This window comes from Streptomyces doebereineriae, assembly GCF_031845645.1.
In the GTDB taxonomy this organism is placed as follows: domain Bacteria; phylum Actinomycetota; class Actinomycetes; order Streptomycetales; family Streptomycetaceae; genus Streptomyces; species Streptomyces canus.
The window spans coordinates 68115-81992 of sequence record NZ_JAVREZ010000021.1; the positions used below are offsets into that span (position 1 = coordinate 68115).

The 13878-nt window shown below is 71.8% G+C and carries 17 protein-coding genes; 2 read left to right on the forward strand and 15 right to left on the reverse strand.

What is annotated here, in order from left to right:
• Nucleotides 1-17: 17 nt before the first annotated feature.
• The gene (locus RNB18_RS41100) at nucleotides 18-2330 is read left to right on the forward strand and encodes a beta-xylosidase/alpha-l-arabinosidase (RefSeq protein WP_311719227.1); all 2313 of its coding nucleotides are present in this window, start codon (nucleotides 18-20) and stop codon (nucleotides 2328-2330) included.
• A gap of 2 nt (nucleotides 2331-2332) precedes the next feature.
• Here RNB18_RS41100 and RNB18_RS41105 read toward each other — a convergent pair whose 3' ends face one another.
• The 4 genes from RNB18_RS41105 to tsaB are packed head-to-tail and all read right to left on the reverse strand — an operon-like array spanning nucleotide 2333 to nucleotide 4872.
• Nucleotides 2333-2590 carry a hypothetical protein gene (locus RNB18_RS41105; protein ID WP_311719229.1) on the reverse strand — a complete coding sequence of 86 codons (258 nt, stop codon included), beginning with the start codon at nucleotides 2588-2590 and terminating at the stop codon, nucleotides 2333-2335.
• Nucleotides 2587-3672, reverse strand: coding sequence for a tRNA (adenosine(37)-N6)-threonylcarbamoyltransferase complex transferase subunit TsaD (gene tsaD / locus RNB18_RS41110; RefSeq protein WP_311719230.1), 1086 nt, complete (start codon nucleotides 3670-3672; stop codon nucleotides 2587-2589). The genes RNB18_RS41105 and tsaD overlap by 4 nt, the downstream gene beginning before the upstream one ends.
• Nucleotides 3665-4219: a ribosomal protein S18-alanine N-acetyltransferase gene (gene rimI / locus RNB18_RS41115; protein WP_311719231.1), complete on the reverse strand. Its 555-nt coding sequence runs from the start codon at nucleotides 4217-4219 to the stop codon at nucleotides 3665-3667. The genes tsaD and rimI overlap by 8 nt, the downstream gene beginning before the upstream one ends.
• The gene (gene tsaB / locus RNB18_RS41120; protein ID WP_311719232.1) at nucleotides 4216-4872 is read right to left on the reverse strand and encodes a tRNA (adenosine(37)-N6)-threonylcarbamoyltransferase complex dimerization subunit type 1 TsaB; all 657 of its coding nucleotides are present in this window, start codon (nucleotides 4870-4872) and stop codon (nucleotides 4216-4218) included. The genes rimI and tsaB overlap by 4 nt, the downstream gene beginning before the upstream one ends.
• A gap of 179 nt (nucleotides 4873-5051) precedes the next feature.
• Between tsaB and RNB18_RS41125 the strand changes: the two genes are divergently transcribed.
• Complete coding sequence (locus RNB18_RS41125) at nucleotides 5052-5615, forward strand: hypothetical protein (protein WP_311719233.1); 564 nt, start codon at nucleotides 5052-5054, stop codon at nucleotides 5613-5615.
• Between the two features lie 6 nt (nucleotides 5616-5621).
• Here RNB18_RS41125 and RNB18_RS41130 read toward each other — a convergent pair whose 3' ends face one another.
• From RNB18_RS41130 to RNB18_RS41180, 11 genes are all read right to left on the reverse strand, one after another.
• On the reverse strand, nucleotides 5622-5792 hold the full coding sequence (locus RNB18_RS41130) for a hypothetical protein (protein ID WP_311719234.1): 171 nt from the start codon (nucleotides 5790-5792) through the stop codon (nucleotides 5622-5624).
• A 155-nt stretch (nucleotides 5793-5947) separates the two neighbouring features.
• Complete coding sequence (gene tsaE, locus RNB18_RS41135; protein WP_311719235.1) at nucleotides 5948-6451, reverse strand: tRNA (adenosine(37)-N6)-threonylcarbamoyltransferase complex ATPase subunit type 1 TsaE; 504 nt, start codon at nucleotides 6449-6451, stop codon at nucleotides 5948-5950.
• A complete protein-coding gene (locus RNB18_RS41140; protein WP_311719236.1) occupies nucleotides 6426-7676 on the reverse strand; it encodes an alpha/beta fold hydrolase in 1251 nt (416 codons plus the stop codon). The genes tsaE and RNB18_RS41140 overlap by 26 nt, the downstream gene beginning before the upstream one ends.
• 72 nt (nucleotides 7677-7748) lie before the next feature.
• A complete protein-coding gene (gene alr / locus RNB18_RS41145) occupies nucleotides 7749-8918 on the reverse strand; it encodes an alanine racemase (RefSeq protein WP_311719237.1) in 1170 nt (389 codons plus the stop codon).
• A 76-nt stretch (nucleotides 8919-8994) separates the two neighbouring features.
• The gene (locus RNB18_RS41150) at nucleotides 8995-9615 is read right to left on the reverse strand and encodes a M23 family metallopeptidase (RefSeq protein WP_311719238.1); all 621 of its coding nucleotides are present in this window, start codon (nucleotides 9613-9615) and stop codon (nucleotides 8995-8997) included.
• A gap of 130 nt (nucleotides 9616-9745) precedes the next feature.
• Nucleotides 9746-11179 carry an NAD(P)H-hydrate dehydratase gene (locus tag RNB18_RS41155; RefSeq protein WP_311719239.1) on the reverse strand — a complete coding sequence of 478 codons (1434 nt, stop codon included), beginning with the start codon at nucleotides 11177-11179 and terminating at the stop codon, nucleotides 9746-9748.
• Between the two features lie 129 nt (nucleotides 11180-11308).
• Complete coding sequence (locus RNB18_RS41160; protein WP_311719240.1) at nucleotides 11309-11458, reverse strand: hypothetical protein; 150 nt, start codon at nucleotides 11456-11458, stop codon at nucleotides 11309-11311.
• A 40-nt stretch (nucleotides 11459-11498) separates the two neighbouring features.
• Entirely contained in the window at nucleotides 11499-11633 is a 135-nt protein-coding gene (locus tag RNB18_RS41165; RefSeq protein WP_311719241.1) for a hypothetical protein, read from the reverse strand.
• A gap of 361 nt (nucleotides 11634-11994) precedes the next feature.
• Nucleotides 11995-12213, reverse strand: coding sequence for a hypothetical protein (locus tag RNB18_RS41170; RefSeq protein WP_311719242.1), 219 nt, complete (start codon nucleotides 12211-12213; stop codon nucleotides 11995-11997).
• Nucleotides 12214-12229: 16 nt separating this feature from the next.
• Nucleotides 12230-13366 (reverse strand): RHS repeat-associated core domain-containing protein, encoded by a 1137-nt coding sequence (locus RNB18_RS41175; protein ID WP_311719243.1) that lies wholly within the window; start codon nucleotides 13364-13366, stop codon nucleotides 12230-12232.
• Nucleotides 13367-13477: 111 nt separating this feature from the next.
• Nucleotides 13478-13849 (reverse strand): holo-ACP synthase, encoded by a 372-nt coding sequence (locus tag RNB18_RS41180; protein WP_311719244.1) that lies wholly within the window; start codon nucleotides 13847-13849, stop codon nucleotides 13478-13480.
• Between the last annotated feature and the right edge of the window lie 29 nt (nucleotides 13850-13878).

Here is a 13878-nt window from a genome sequence, read left to right on the forward strand (position 1 = left end):
AGCCCGACAGGAGTTACATGACCACCGCGCCTTGGCGTGACCCCGCCCTGACCGCCTCCGCCCGCGTCGACGACCTCCTCTCCCGGATGACCCTTCAGGAGAAGACCGCCCAGCTCTACGGCGTGTGGGTGGGCGCCAGCACGGACGGGGACGGAGTCGCCCCCCTCCAGCGCGAGATGACCTCCGACTACGACTGGGACGAGCTGATCACCCGGGGCCTGGGCCAGCTCACCCGCCCCTTCGGCACCGCCCCCGTGGACCCGGCGCTGGGCGCGCAGGCACTGGCCCGCGCCCAGCGCCGTATCGCCGAAGCGGGCCGTTTCGGCATCCCGGCGCTGGCCCACGAGGAGTGCCTGGCCGGCTTCACCACCTGGCGGGCCACCGCCTATCCGGTCCCGCTCGCCTGGGGCGCGAGCTGGGACGCCGAGCTGGTCGAGGAGATGGCCGGTGCCATCGGCCGCGACCTGCGCGCGGTCGGCGTCCACCAGGGTCTGGCCCCCGTTCTGGACGTCGTCCGCGACCCGCGCTGGGGACGGGTCGAGGAGACGATCGGCGAGGACCCGTATCTGGTGGGCACGATCGGCGCCGCGTATGTGCGGGGTCTGGAGTCGGCGGGGATCGTCGCCACGCTCAAGCACTTCGCCGGGTACGCCTCCTCGGCCGGCGCCCGCAACCTCGCGCCCGTACGCGCGGGCGTGCGGGAGTTCGCCGACATCACCTTGCCGCCCTTCGAGTTCGCCCTGCGCGAGGGCGGGGCCCGCTCGGTGATGGCCGCGTACACCGACACGGACGGCGTCCCGGCCTCCGCCGACCCCGGACTGCTGACCGAACTCCTGCGCGAGGACTGGGGGTTCACCGGCACGGTGGTCGCCGACTACTTCGGCGTCGGCTTCCTCCAGACCCAGCATCGGATCGCCGGCACCGAAGCGGGCGCGGCCCACGCGGCCCTCGCCGCGGGCCTCGACGTCGAACTGCCCACCCTCAAGTGCTACGGCACCCCCCTGATCGAGGCCGTCCGCGCGGGCGAGATCCCCGAGTCCCTGATCGACCGGGCGGCCCGCCGGGTCCTGCTCCAGAAGTGCGAGCTGGGCCTCCTGGACGAGGACTGGAGCCCGGAACCCACCGAGCGGATCGACCTGGACTCGACGGCGAACCGCGCCCTGGCCCGCCGCCTCGCCGAGGAGTCGGTGGTGCTCCTGGACAACCCGGACGGCCTGCTCCCGCTGGCCCCCGACACCCGGATCGCGGTCGTCGGCCCCCGCGCCGCCGACGCCCTCGCCATGCTGGGCTGCTACTCCTTCCCCTCCCACGTCCTCACCCACCACCCCGACATCCCGATGGGCATCGAGATCCCCACGGTCCTGGAGGCCCTGCGCGCCGAACTCCCGGACGCCAAGGTGACGTTCACCGAGGGTTGCGGGGTCGACGAGCCGGACACCGCGGGCTTCGAGGAGGCGGTGGCCCGGACGGCGGAGGCGGACGTCTGCGTGGCGGTGCTCGGCGACCGGGCGGGCCTCTTCGGCCGGGGCACGTCCGGCGAGGGCTGCGATGTGACGGACCTGCGACTGCCGGGCGTCCAGGGAGAGTTGCTGGACTCACTGGTCGCGACCGGCGTCCCGGTGGTGCTGGTCCTGCTGACCGGCCGCCCCTACGCGCTCGGCCGCTGGCACGGCCGGCTCGGCGCGGTCGTCCAGGCGTTCTTCCCCGGTGAGGAGGGTGGCCCGGCCGTCGCCGGAGTGCTGTCGGGCCGGGTCAACCCCTCGGGCCGCCTCCCGGTGAGCGTCCCGCAGGTGCCCGGCGGCCAGCCGTGGACCTACCTCCAGCCGCCGCTCGGCCTCGCGGGCGAGGTCAGCAACCTGGACCCGACCCCGCTGTACGCCTTCGGACACGGGCGCTCCTACACGGAGTTCGTGTGGGAGGACTTCACGGGCGGCGGGGCGCGGGAGGAGATCGGCACGGACGGCACCCACGACGTGTCGCTGACCGTGCGCAACGCGGGTGGCCGGGCGGGCGCCGAGGTCGTCCAGCTGTATCTGCACGACCCGGTCGCCTCGGTGACCCGCCCGGACGTCCGCCTGATCGGCTATCAGCGGCTGGAGCTGGAGCCGGGCGAGTCCCGTCGTGTGACCTTCCGCTTCCACGCCGAACTGTCGGCTTTCACCGACCGCAGGGGCCGCCGCGTCGTCGAACCGGGCGACCTGGAGCTGCGACTTGCCGCGTCGAGCGCGGAGGTCCGGCACACGGCACTGCTGCATCTCACGGGCCCGGTGCGGGAGTTGGGCCCGAACCGTCGGCTGCGCTGCGACACGGAGGTGTCGCGGACGGAGTGAGCTCAGTCCGCGCCCAGCGACTCGAACCGCCACCGATGCACCGGCCGGGCGACCAACCCGCCGTCGGGCTCGGGGAGTTCGGGGAGCTGGGCGTCGTGGGCCACGTCCCACCACGTGACGACCAGGACGCGGTCCTGCGGCGCCCGGAAGGTCTCGCGCCGCAACGGCCGTAGGGGAAGCTCCTGTCGGCGGGCCCAGGCAAGCAGTTCCTCGCCCCGCCCCTCGGCCGCCCGGGCCTCCCACATCAGCGTGACCGTCACGAGTAGAGGTTCTCCTTGCTGACCTCGTGCACATGGTCGTGGCCCGGCACGTGGGGTTCGGTCACCGGAAGGGAGGAGTCGGCGGAGAGGTCCCAGCTGGAGGCGGGGCGGTTACGGGCGACCATCTCGGCGCCGAGCGCGGCGACCATCGCGCCGTTGTCCGTGCACAGCTTGGGCCGCGGTACCCGCAGCCGGATCCCGGCGGCCTCGCAGCGCTCCTGGGCCAGGGCCCGCAGCCGCGAGTTGGCGGCCACACCGCCGCCGATCATCAGGTGGTCGACGCCCTCGTCCTTGCAGGCCCGCACGGCCTTGCGGGTCAGTACGTCCACGACCGCCTCCTGGAAGGAGGCCGCCACGTCACGCACCGGCACCTCCTCCCCCGCGGCCCGCTTCGCCTCGATCCAGCGGGCGACCGCCGTCTTGAGGCCGGAGAAGGAGAAGTCGTACGCCGGGTCGCGTGGCCCGGTCAGACCGCGCGGGAACGTGATCGCCGACGGGTCGCCCTCGCGCGCGTACCGGTCGATGACCGGGCCGCCGGGAAAGCCGAGGTTCAGCACCCGGGCGATCTTGTCGAAGGCCTCTCCGGCCGCGTCGTCAATGGTCGCGCCCATCGGCCGTACGTCGGAGGTGATGTCGCTCGACAGCAGCAGCGAGGAGTGCCCGCCGGAGACGAGCAGCGCCATCGTCGGCTCGGGCAGCGCGCCGTGCTCCAGCTGGTCCACGCAGATGTGGGAGGCGAGGTGGTTGACGCCGTAGAGGGGCTTGCCGAGGGCGTAGGCGTACGCCTTCGCCGCGGAGACCCCGACGAGCAGCGCGCCGGCGAGTCCGGGACCGGCGGTGACGGCGATCCCGTCGAGGTCACGCGCGCTCACCCCGGCGTCCTTCAGGGCGCGCTCGATGGTCGGCACCATCGCCTCGAGGTGCGCCCTGCTGGCCACCTCCGGGACCACGCCGCCGAACCGGGCGTGCTCGTCGACGCTGGACGCGATGGCGTCGGCAAGCAGGGTGGTCCCCCGGACGATGCCGACGCCGGTCTCGTCACAGGAGGTCTCGATGCCCAGAACAAGCGGTTCGTCAGCCATTGATCTCGGTTCCTCGTTCGGATGTCGACACCGCGGCGGAGCCGCTGTCGGGTGCTGTGGTCAGTCGCATGACCAGGGCGTCCACATTGCCCGGCTGGTAGTAGCCGCGGCGGAACCCGATGGCCTCGAAGCCGAAGCGCTCGTAGAGCTTCTGGGCGCGGATGTTGTCGATCCGGCACTCCAGCATCACTTCGGCGCACTCGAAGGCGGTCGCGGCCCGCAGCAGCTCGGTCAGCAGCACCGAGCCGAGTCCGGTGCCCCAGTGGTCGCGGGCGACGGCGATCGTCTGGACGTCGGCCCCCACGGCGGAGCCGCTATCGGATGCAGTGCCGGCGGAGGCGAGTCCGGCGTATCCGACGAGCCGTTCCCCCTCCTCGGCCACCACGTACCGCCGGGTGGCCTCGGGGCCCCGGGAGTGGGCGAGTTCGGACCAGAACATGCCCCGGGACCAGGCGTCCTCCGGGAAGAGGTCCTTCTCCAGCTCCAGGACGGAATCGATGTCCCACCACCGCATCTCGCGCAGCACAGGAGTCACAGGTGTGGTCACTTGGGGGTGACCACCTTGTAGTTCTTGGGAACCTGGGCGTCGGGCCGCCGCAGATACAGCGGCCGCGGCGCGAGCAGTTCCTCCCCGGCCTCGATCCGCTCGGCGGCCAGGGAGGCGAGGGCGGCGGCGGAGACGTACTCGGGCTCGCGGGCGTCGGGGAAGGTGTCGGGGTAGAGCAGCGCCCCGGCGCCGACGGCGGGCAGCCCCTTGACCTGCTCGGCGATGTCGGCGGGCCGGTCGACGGCGGGTTCACCGGTCCGCGTACGGGAGTTCTCGTACCGCGCCCAGTAGACCTCCTTGCGCCGCGCGTCGGTCGCCACGACGAAAGGCCCCTCGCCGGGGTCGGCTGCGTACGCGAGTCCGTCCAGGGTGCACATCCCGTGCACGGGGATCCCGAGGGCGAGCCCGAAGGTGTCGGCGGTCATGAGCCCGACGCGCAGCCCGGTGTAGGGCCCGGGCCCGGTCCCCACGACGATCCCGGTGACCGCGTCCAGCTTCACCCCCGCGTCCGCGAGCACCCGGTCGACGGCCGGCAACAACAGCTCCCCGTGCCGACGCGCGTCCACCTGGCTGAACGAGGCGACGACGTCACGCCCGTCATGCAGGGCGACGGTCACGGCGGGGGTGGCGGTATCCAGAGCGAGCAAGAGCACGCAAACAGCCTACGGCTCCGGGGAGCCCCAGGCGGCCGCAGGCCGCACAGGGACGGGCGCGGGGCGGTATCGACATGCGGCTCCGGCGCGCGGGCGCGACCGGCCGCAGCGGCGCCGCACCCGTCCGACGACCTGCTACCGTCACCACAAATTAGGACTAAATACTCAAGAGGTAACCGGTGGCACCCAGCAGCGCAGGCTTCGTAACCGCCCTCACCACAGCGGCCCTCGCAACGGTCGGCTTCCTCGGCTACCAGGCCTACGCGACGTCTCCCGCCCACCTCACCAAGGCCCGCACGAACGGCACACCGGCGATCACCACCCCGAAGACCCCGGGGGGCAAGGAGAACGCCGCCCTCCTGCCGCCGGGCTCCGGCACGGGCGCCCGCGTCGTGTACTCCCTGAGGGGCCACCGCGTCTGGCTGGTCGGCCTCGACGACAAGGTGATCCGCACCTTCGAGGTCACCCCGGGAAACATCGCCCCCGCCCCCGGCGTCTACGCGGTCACCTCCCGCTCCAACGCCGTGACCGGCACCGACGGCACTCCCATCGAACACGTGGTCCGCTTCACCGACGTCGACGGCGTGGCGATCGGCTTCAGCGCGGCCGTGCGGGATGCGGCGGCTCCCGTCGACTCCACCACGACCACCGTGCGCACGGGCGGCATCCGGGAGTCCCGTGCGGACGGCGACGTGATGTGGACCTTCGCGACGATCGGCGCGACGGTCGCGGTGATCCCCTGAGGCCGCTCAGGCCGCTTTCGGACGCTCCGCGGCCGCCCGCACGGTCTCCGGATCGGGCATCCGCGGCGGTGTCGAGACGGCCTCCGCCGCCGCACAGGACGCCAGCAGATCACGCATGGACACACCGCCGACGAGCACGTACGGCTGCGGACGGGGCCGGTTCTCGGTGGCCGACATGGACGCCTCCTGAAGTTCGGGGGCGGGCGTAGTTAGGTACACCTAACTACGAGCTGGGTACCATGTGACCACGCACGTGACGGCAAGCGCAATATCTTGCCGACGGTTTGTCGGAACGTTCACAGAAAACGTCCCCGGAAGGGTGCGGCGGGCTCTCAGGCCGTGAGCACGCCGAGGTCGGCCGCGGTCCACCGCTCCCCGACCGGCGTCAGCGTCACGTGCCGCACCTCGTCGGTCGTGTCACCGACCGCGCGGTGGATCCGCACCTGGAGCCGGTCGTCGGTCAGTTCCTCGACCTTGCCCTCGCCCCACTCCACGACGATCACCGACTCCGGCAGCGACACGTCGAGATCGAGGTCCTCCATCTCGTCGAGCCCGCCGCCCAGGCGGTACGCGTCGACGTGGACGAGCGGCGGCCCGGCCCCCAGGGACGGATGCACCCGGGCGATCACGAAGGTCGGCGAGGTCACGGCCCCCCGCACCCCGAGTCCCTCGCCCAGACCCCGGGTCAGCGTCGTCTTGCCCGCGCCGAGCTCTCCGCTGAGCATCACCAGGTCCCCGGCGCGCAGCAGCTTGGCGAGCTTCAGGCCCAGCTCGCGCATCTGCTCGGGGGAGGTGACGGTCAGCTCGGTCTCAACCGGGTTGCGCGGTGCTTCCATAACCGCCAACGGTAGCCCCTGAGGGCACCGCCCCCGCGCGGGTGAGCAGGTCGGCGAGGCGGTCGGTGACCACTTCCGGGTGCTCCAGCATGACCAGGTGCCCGGCGTCCGGGACCAGCACCAGCTCCGCCTCGGGCAGCAGGGAGGCGATCGCCTCGCTGTGCTCGCTGGGCGTGACCATGTCCCCCACCCCGGCCAGCACGAGCACCGGCTTGTCCGCGAAGTGGGCGAGGGCGGCGGTCTTGTCGTGGTTGTCGAACGCCGGGTAGTACTCGGCGACCACGTCGATCGGGGTGCCCTCGATCATCCGCTCGGCGAACCGGACGACGGCCGGGTCGACGTCCCGGGACGCGAAGGAATAGCGCTTGATGATCCCGGCGAACAGGTCGGCGGTGGCCCGCCGCCCCTTCTCCACCAGGTCGGCCCGCTGCCCCAGCGCCTTGAGGACGCCCGGCAGCACCCGCCGTACGGCGTTGACGCCGGCGACGGGCAACCCGAAGTTGACCTCCCCGAGCCGTCCGGACGACGTGCCGACCAGGGCCACCGCCACGACCCGGTCGCGGATCAGCTCGGGGTACTGGTCGGCCAGCGCCATGACGGTCATCCCGCCCATGGAGTGTCCGACGAGCACGATCGGTCCCTCGGGGACGGTCGCGTCGATGACGGCTTTCAGGTCGCGCCCGAGCTGCTCGATGTCGACCGGCACCCCGTCCTGCACCTGCCGCATGCCCCGCCCGGACCGTCCGTGGCTGCGCTGGTCCCAGTGCACGGTCCGTACGACGCCCCGGAGCGCCGCGCGCTGGAAGTGCCAGGAGTCCTGGCTGAGGCAGTAGCCGTGGCTGAAGACGACGGTGACGGGGGCGGGGGCCTTGCGCCCGAACAACCGGCGCCGGCGCGGCGACAGCGCGGGCACGGCTTCCGGGTCGACGTCGTCGACCTCGTAGTACAGCTCGGTGCCGTCGTCGGCCTGCGCCTTGCCGGGGGTGCCGCGCAGCGAGCCGTACGGCCCGGTCGAGTCGAGGGCGAGCCGCGCCTTCTGCCGCATCCCGCGCCCGACGGTGAGCCGCTCGAGGGCCACACCGGCCGCGGCACCCGCGGCGATCACGCCTATCGCGGCGCCGGCGACCCCGGTCGCCCGGCGCCAGCCGGCACCCGCCCCCGTCGCGGAGGCGAGGGCCACCGAAGCGGCGGCGTCGACGACGGCCTCCGCACTGCTCTCGCTCACGTACCGCTCCTGTTCGCTGGGTCGGGTGATACCGGTGTGGCGGGACTCGCTGTTCTTGCGCGCACTGTGCGGTTACCCCGCTTGTTCCTCATTCACATAGACGCGGGGAACGCGCGTTCCGATGCGGGTCACGATTTCGTACGCGATGGTGCCCGCGGCCTGCGCCCAGTCCTCGGCGGTGGGCTCGCCCCGGTCGCCGGGACCGAAGAGCACGGCCCGGGTGCCGGTGGCGGGCTCGTCGCCGCCGAGGTCCACGACGAACTGGTCCATGGCGATCCGCCCGGCGACCGTCCGCCACTTGCCGTCGACCAGTACCGGCCCGGCGCCGGAGGCGTGCCGCGGGATCCCGTCCGCGTATCCGACGGGCACCAGACCGAGGGTCGTGGCGCCCGGGGTGACGTAGCGATGGCCGTAACTGACGCCATGGCCGCCCGGAACGTGCTTGACCAGCGCGATCGACGCCGACAGCGTCATCACTGGACGCAGTCCGAAGTCGGCGGGGCCGCCGAGCTCGGGGCTGGGCGAGATGCCGTAGACCGCGATCCCGGTTCGAACGAGGTCGAAGTGGCTCTCCGGAAGCGTGAGCGTGGCGGGCGAGTTGGCGATGTGCCGGACCTCGGGGCGCACGCCCTGCCCTTCGGCGTACGCCAGCATCTCCCGGAAGAGGGTGAGCTGGGCGGCGATGGAGGGGTGTCCCGGCTCGTCGGCGCAGGCGAAGTGCGACCAGAGGCCGGTGACGCGCAGGAGGCCTTCGGACTGTGCGCGCAGGGCCTCGGCGACCAGCTCGGCCCAGTCCCCGCCCGGCTGGCAGCCGCCGCGCCCGAGTCCGGTGTCGGCCTTGAGCTGCACGCGGGCGGGGAGGCCGGCTTCGCGAGCCGCGGCGACGAGCTCCCGCAGCGCCCACATCCCGCCGACGGACACGTCGAGGTCGGCCTCGATCGCCTCCCGCCAGGGCCCGCCGGGCGTCCACAGCCAGCACATGATCCGCCCCGGCAGTCCCGCCTTCCGCAGCGCGAGAGCCTCCTCCGGCGTGGCGGTGCCGAGCCAGCTCGCGCCCGCCTCGACCGCGGCGCGGGCACATGGCACCGCGCCGTGGCCGTACGCGTCGGACTTGACCACGGCCATGACGGCGGCTCCCGACGCGCGGGCGCGCAGGGCCCGCACGTTGGCCCGCAGCGCGGCCAGGTCGATCTCGGCGCGGGCGCGCAGTGGTGCGGTCGGGGCAGTTGCTGTCTCGTTCATGGCGCCCCCAGTGTCTCAGAGGCGACTGACACCGCCGATGAGCACGTCCCCCTCGGGACGCACACGCGCACGTGTGTCAGAGGCTCAGACCGTGCCGGGCCAGGTATTTCACCGGGTCGATGTCCGAGCCGTACGGACGGCGGGAGCGGACCTCGAAGTGCAGATGCGGGCCGGTGGCGCGCCCGGTGGCGCCGCTGCTGCCGATGCGGGTGCCGGCCTTGACCTTGGCGCCGCGCGCGACCGAGATGCGCGAGAGATGTGCGTAGAGCACATATCGGGAATCGCTCATCTTGATCGTCACGGCCTTTCCGTACGACCCCGACCAGCTGGCCAGGACCACGACGCCGGTGCCCACCGCGTAGACCGGGGTTCCCTTCGGCACGGCAAGATCCACTCCGGTGTGGTAGCCGGCCAGCCAGTTTCCCCGCACCCGGTAACGCATCGTCACCCTGGCCCGCTTCCGGATGGGGCGGGTCCACTTGGCGGTGAGGGAGCGGTCGTCGACCTCGAGGTCCTCGGCGGCCTCGAACAGCTCCTCGTATTCCGCGTCGTAGTCGCTGCCGCAGTTCCCGCCGGGCTCTTCCTCTAACGGTTCCGGGGTGTCCTCGCGGAAACCGAGAACGGGACTCCCCAGAACGACTGCCGCACCTCCCAGCAACTCGCGCCGGGTGGTGCCTCGTATATTTGGCTCATCCATGCGGCCAGCGAAACATCGCCCTTTCAGCTCCGCATATTCGGCCGACCGGTATTGGTCCCATCAGGTAGTACTTCGCGGTTACGCGTCGGTATACCGGCTCGCCGTCACCCGTCCGCCCGGTGATCCGCGGTCACGCGTCCCTCACGTCCCGCCAGGCCGCCGGTACGGCCTCGGCCACGTCGTGCGCCCCCACCGGCGCCCCGTCCGCCGCGAACCGCCCGGCCAGCCCGTGCAGATACGCGCCCACGCTGCCGGCGTCCAGAGCGCTCAGCCCGGACGCGAGCAAAGACCCGGCGAGACCGGACAGGACGTCCCCGCTGCCGGCGGTGGCCAGCCATGCCGTCCCGGTCGGGTTGACGCGTACGGCCCCGCCGCCGGCGTCGGCGACGAGCGTGGTCGAGCCCTTGAGCAGCACGGTCGCGCCGTAGCGCCCGGCCAGTTCCCGCGCCGAGGCCAGCCGGGCCCCCTCGACCTCCTCCCGCGGCACCCCGAGGAGCGCGGCGGCCTCTCCGGCGTGCGGGGTCATGAGGGTCGGCGCGGTACGCGCGCGTACGGCGTCCCGGTCGGCGAGCCGCAGTCCGTCGGCGTCGATGAGGACCGGCACGTCGGACGCCAGCACCTCTCCGACGGCCGAGGCGTCGTCCCCGGCCCCCGGCCCGACCACCCACGCCTGCACGCGTCCGGCGTGCTTCGGCCCCCGGTCGGAGACGAGCGTCTCGGGGAAGCGGGCGATCACGGCGTCCCCGGCGGGCCCGACGTACCGCACGGCCCCGGCGCCGCCCCGCAGCGCCCCGTACACGGCGAGCACGGCGGCACCCGGGTACCGCGCGGACCCGGCGGCGATCCCGACGACCCCTCGCCGGTACTTGTCGCTCTCTCCGGTCGGCACGGGCAGCAGCAGCCGTACGTCGGCGTGCTGGAGCGCCTCCAGTTCGGCCTCCTCGGGAAGGGCGAGCCCGATGTCGACGAGCCGCACCGACCCGGCGTACTCCCGCGCGGGATCGATCAGCAGGCCCGGCTTGTGCGTCCCGAACGTGACGGTGAGGTCGGCCCGCACGGCCGCGCCGCGCACCTCACCGGTGTCGGCGTCGACGCCGCTAGGCAGATCCACGGCGACGACGGCGGCACGGGACCGGTCGGCGACCTCGGCCAGCCGGGCCGCGTCGGGCCGCAGCCCGCCCTTGCCGCCGATCCCGACGATGCCGTCGAGGAGAAGGTCGGCCCGCTCGACGAGTTCCTCGGCGCCGCCCGGAGCCACGGTCCGGCCTCCCGCGCGCCGCAGCGCCGCGAGCCCCCCGCCATGGGCCCGTTCGGGTGCGAGCAGCACGGCGGTGACACCGGCCCCGCGCCTCGCGAGCCGCGCGCCCGCGTAGAGGGCGTCGCCGCCGTTGTCCCCGCTGCCGACGAGCAGCACGACCCGACGGCCGTACACCCGCCCCAGCAAGTCCGCGCAGGCGGCGGCCAGCCCGGCTGCCGCCCGCTGCATCAACGCCCCGTCCGGAAGCCGGGCCATCAACTCCCGCTCGGCCGCCCTCACCGTCTCCACGCTGTACGCAGTACGCATGTGATCGAGTCTGCCGCAGAGCTGCCGTGAAACGCGAAGGGTCGAAAACGGTGCGTCCATTGGCGTCTCACCGTGGTCACCCCATCACTGCGGCGACGAATACGAGTGCGTCCTGCCCGTTCTCGAGTCTCAGCCCCGTCTCTTCCGGGAGATGCCGTAGGCGGCGAGCCCCACGAAGGCCACCACGAGGACGATCCACAACCAGCCGGGCAACGGCGGACCGGACGCACCGCGAGCCATCAACTCGACCATCGAGAACCTCGCCTTGTCGTCGCTCACTCTCGGGCTGAAAGGCATGGGGTGGCCTGACATTGCAGGACTACGAGCGGTTGCGGCGGGCCACGCTCACGATCATCCACAGCACGACGAGCACGATGATCGCGACTACCACCCCCGTAGGAACTCCCCCCAAGCCTTTGTAGGCCAAGATGCTGCCACCTGTTTCCGCCTCCATGGAGTCCTCCCTTAACGAATGGGGAACCCTCAAGACACCTGTCTCGCTTGTGACTCCAGTAAGCCAGGAGTACGGCGCAAAAGCCCGGTAGCTTTCATCTCAACTCCACGCAAGAAGTTCAGCTGTGCGGGCGCCGGCTCCGACTGTGTCAGGAACGGGTCTTTCGGCAGTCAGGTTACCGTCCCTGCGCTGCACGCGCATGAAAAGATGCGCACCTCTCGGGTCCGCTACCTCCGTCGACGAAAAACGACGTACAGCACACCGACGATCACAGCGAAAACAGCGATGAATATCAGCGCATCCTGGCCATTCTCGACCGGAGAGTACTTTCCACCAGCCGCCAGCATTGCCGTCACGCTGATCACTTGCGCCTCGCTTGAGCAGCCACAAGGCAGACCAGAGCGCCTGCAAAGAAAATCACAGACAGCACCTTTCCCAACGTGAAGGAGTTATCCACCAGCCCCCATGACGAAAAGGACAGGAAGCCCATGAGCGTTCCGCACATCACCTCAAGGAGGCTGGCGGTAAGTAGAATCGCCACCGTCCGGCGATTCGCGCCTGCTCGTTCCTGGACTCTCATGTGGACTTGACTCCTTTCACAGCCAGTGTTTCCGGGTACGGCTTGGCTGCCGCAGCGTCGGAACCTCCGGTGAGCCCTTCATAGACGATGCGATGTTGCCCAGCGTGTCCAGCGAGAGCAGCCCGGCGGGGTCGCTGTTGTTGATGAAGTCGCCGCCCGCGTACAGGTACGGGTTCTTCTCCTGCCCGGAGGGGTCGGGCTGGGTGAAGCGGCCGAGTTGGGGGTCGTAGTAGCGGGCGCCCATCTTGTACAGGCCCGTGGGGTCCAGGTAGGCGCCGGTGTAGCGGAACGGCTGGGGCACCGCCTCGGTCGGTGTCGTGCGCGGCAGGCCGGTGGGGCCGTAGGCGTACGTGTGCGTGCGCTTGCCCGCGTCGTCGACCAGGCCGAGCACGTTCCTGGTGGCGTCGGTGAGGTAGTAGTAGGACTTCCCCCCAGTCGTCATGGAATTCAACGTGCCCGCCGGTTCACGGATGAATCCGGTGTCGACGCCGTTGGTCGTCGTGGACGCGAGCCCCAGCGCCGTGTGGTGGAACCAGGTCGAACCCAGCTTCGTACGCTCGGAGTTGTCCGTTCCGGCGTGCACCAGGTCGCGGTTCGTGCCGCCGACCGTGATGCCGGACAGCTGGCTGTAGTCCGTCCACGTCTCGTTCGTGCGCGCGGTCGCTGCCGTGCGCCCGCCCGCGGTCTCGTTGCCGGCCTTGTCGTAGGACCAGCCGGTGGTGGAGCCGTTCTGCGCGGTCAGCTCGCTCGCGTCGTTGTAGGTCCAGGTGGGTGTGGTGGGGCAGGTGGCCTCGCTGCCGTCCTGGGCGGTGAGGTTGCCGGCCTTGTCCCAGCAGTACAGCCACGACGCCGTACGGGTGCCCGCGGAGTCGGCCTCCAGCGCGTAGGACAGCCGCTCCTGGCTGTCGTACGTGTACGTCGTCTTGCGGCCGGCGGCGTTGTCGGTGCGGGTGCGGATCTTGGTGGTGTCCTTGCCAGCGCTGGCGTAGCTGTAGGTGAGGTCGAACCGGGTCGTCGTGCCGGAGGTGGTCTTGACGGCCGAGGGGCGGCCGTTCTTGTCGATGGTGAAGGACTGCGTGGTGCCGCCGGGGTAGATGGTCTTGGTGCGCTTGTCGTTGTCAGTACGTCTTGAGCCGCGGTGACGACGAGCCACAGACCGACGAGGAGGTCCACGCGGAGTGGGACCAGGCCGCCTGAACACCGGCACTCGCGCCCGACACGACAGCGCGGCCTGAGCAAACGCCCGCCGCCCCGCGCCCGTTCGTCACCCCTCGGCGATCACCACCGCCGACGCCACCCCCGCGTCATGACTGAGCGACACGTGCCAGGACCGCACCCCGAGTTCCGCCGCCCGCGCCGCGACCGTCCCGGTCACCCGCAGCCGCGGCCGGCCGCTGTCCTCGACGTAGACCTCGGCGTCAGTCCAGTACAGGCCCGCGGGGGCCCCGAGCGCCTTCGCCAGGGCCTCCTTGGCGGCGAACCGCGCCGCCAGCGAGGCGACACCCCGCCGCTCCCCGCCGGGCAGCAGCAACTCGTCGTCCCGGAAGAGCCGTTGGGCCAGGCCGGGCGTCCGCTCCAGGGACGCCGCGAACCGGTCGATCTCCGCCACGTCGATACCGACACCGATGATGCTCATCCGGGCACTTTACGATCCGCCCGGCGCCG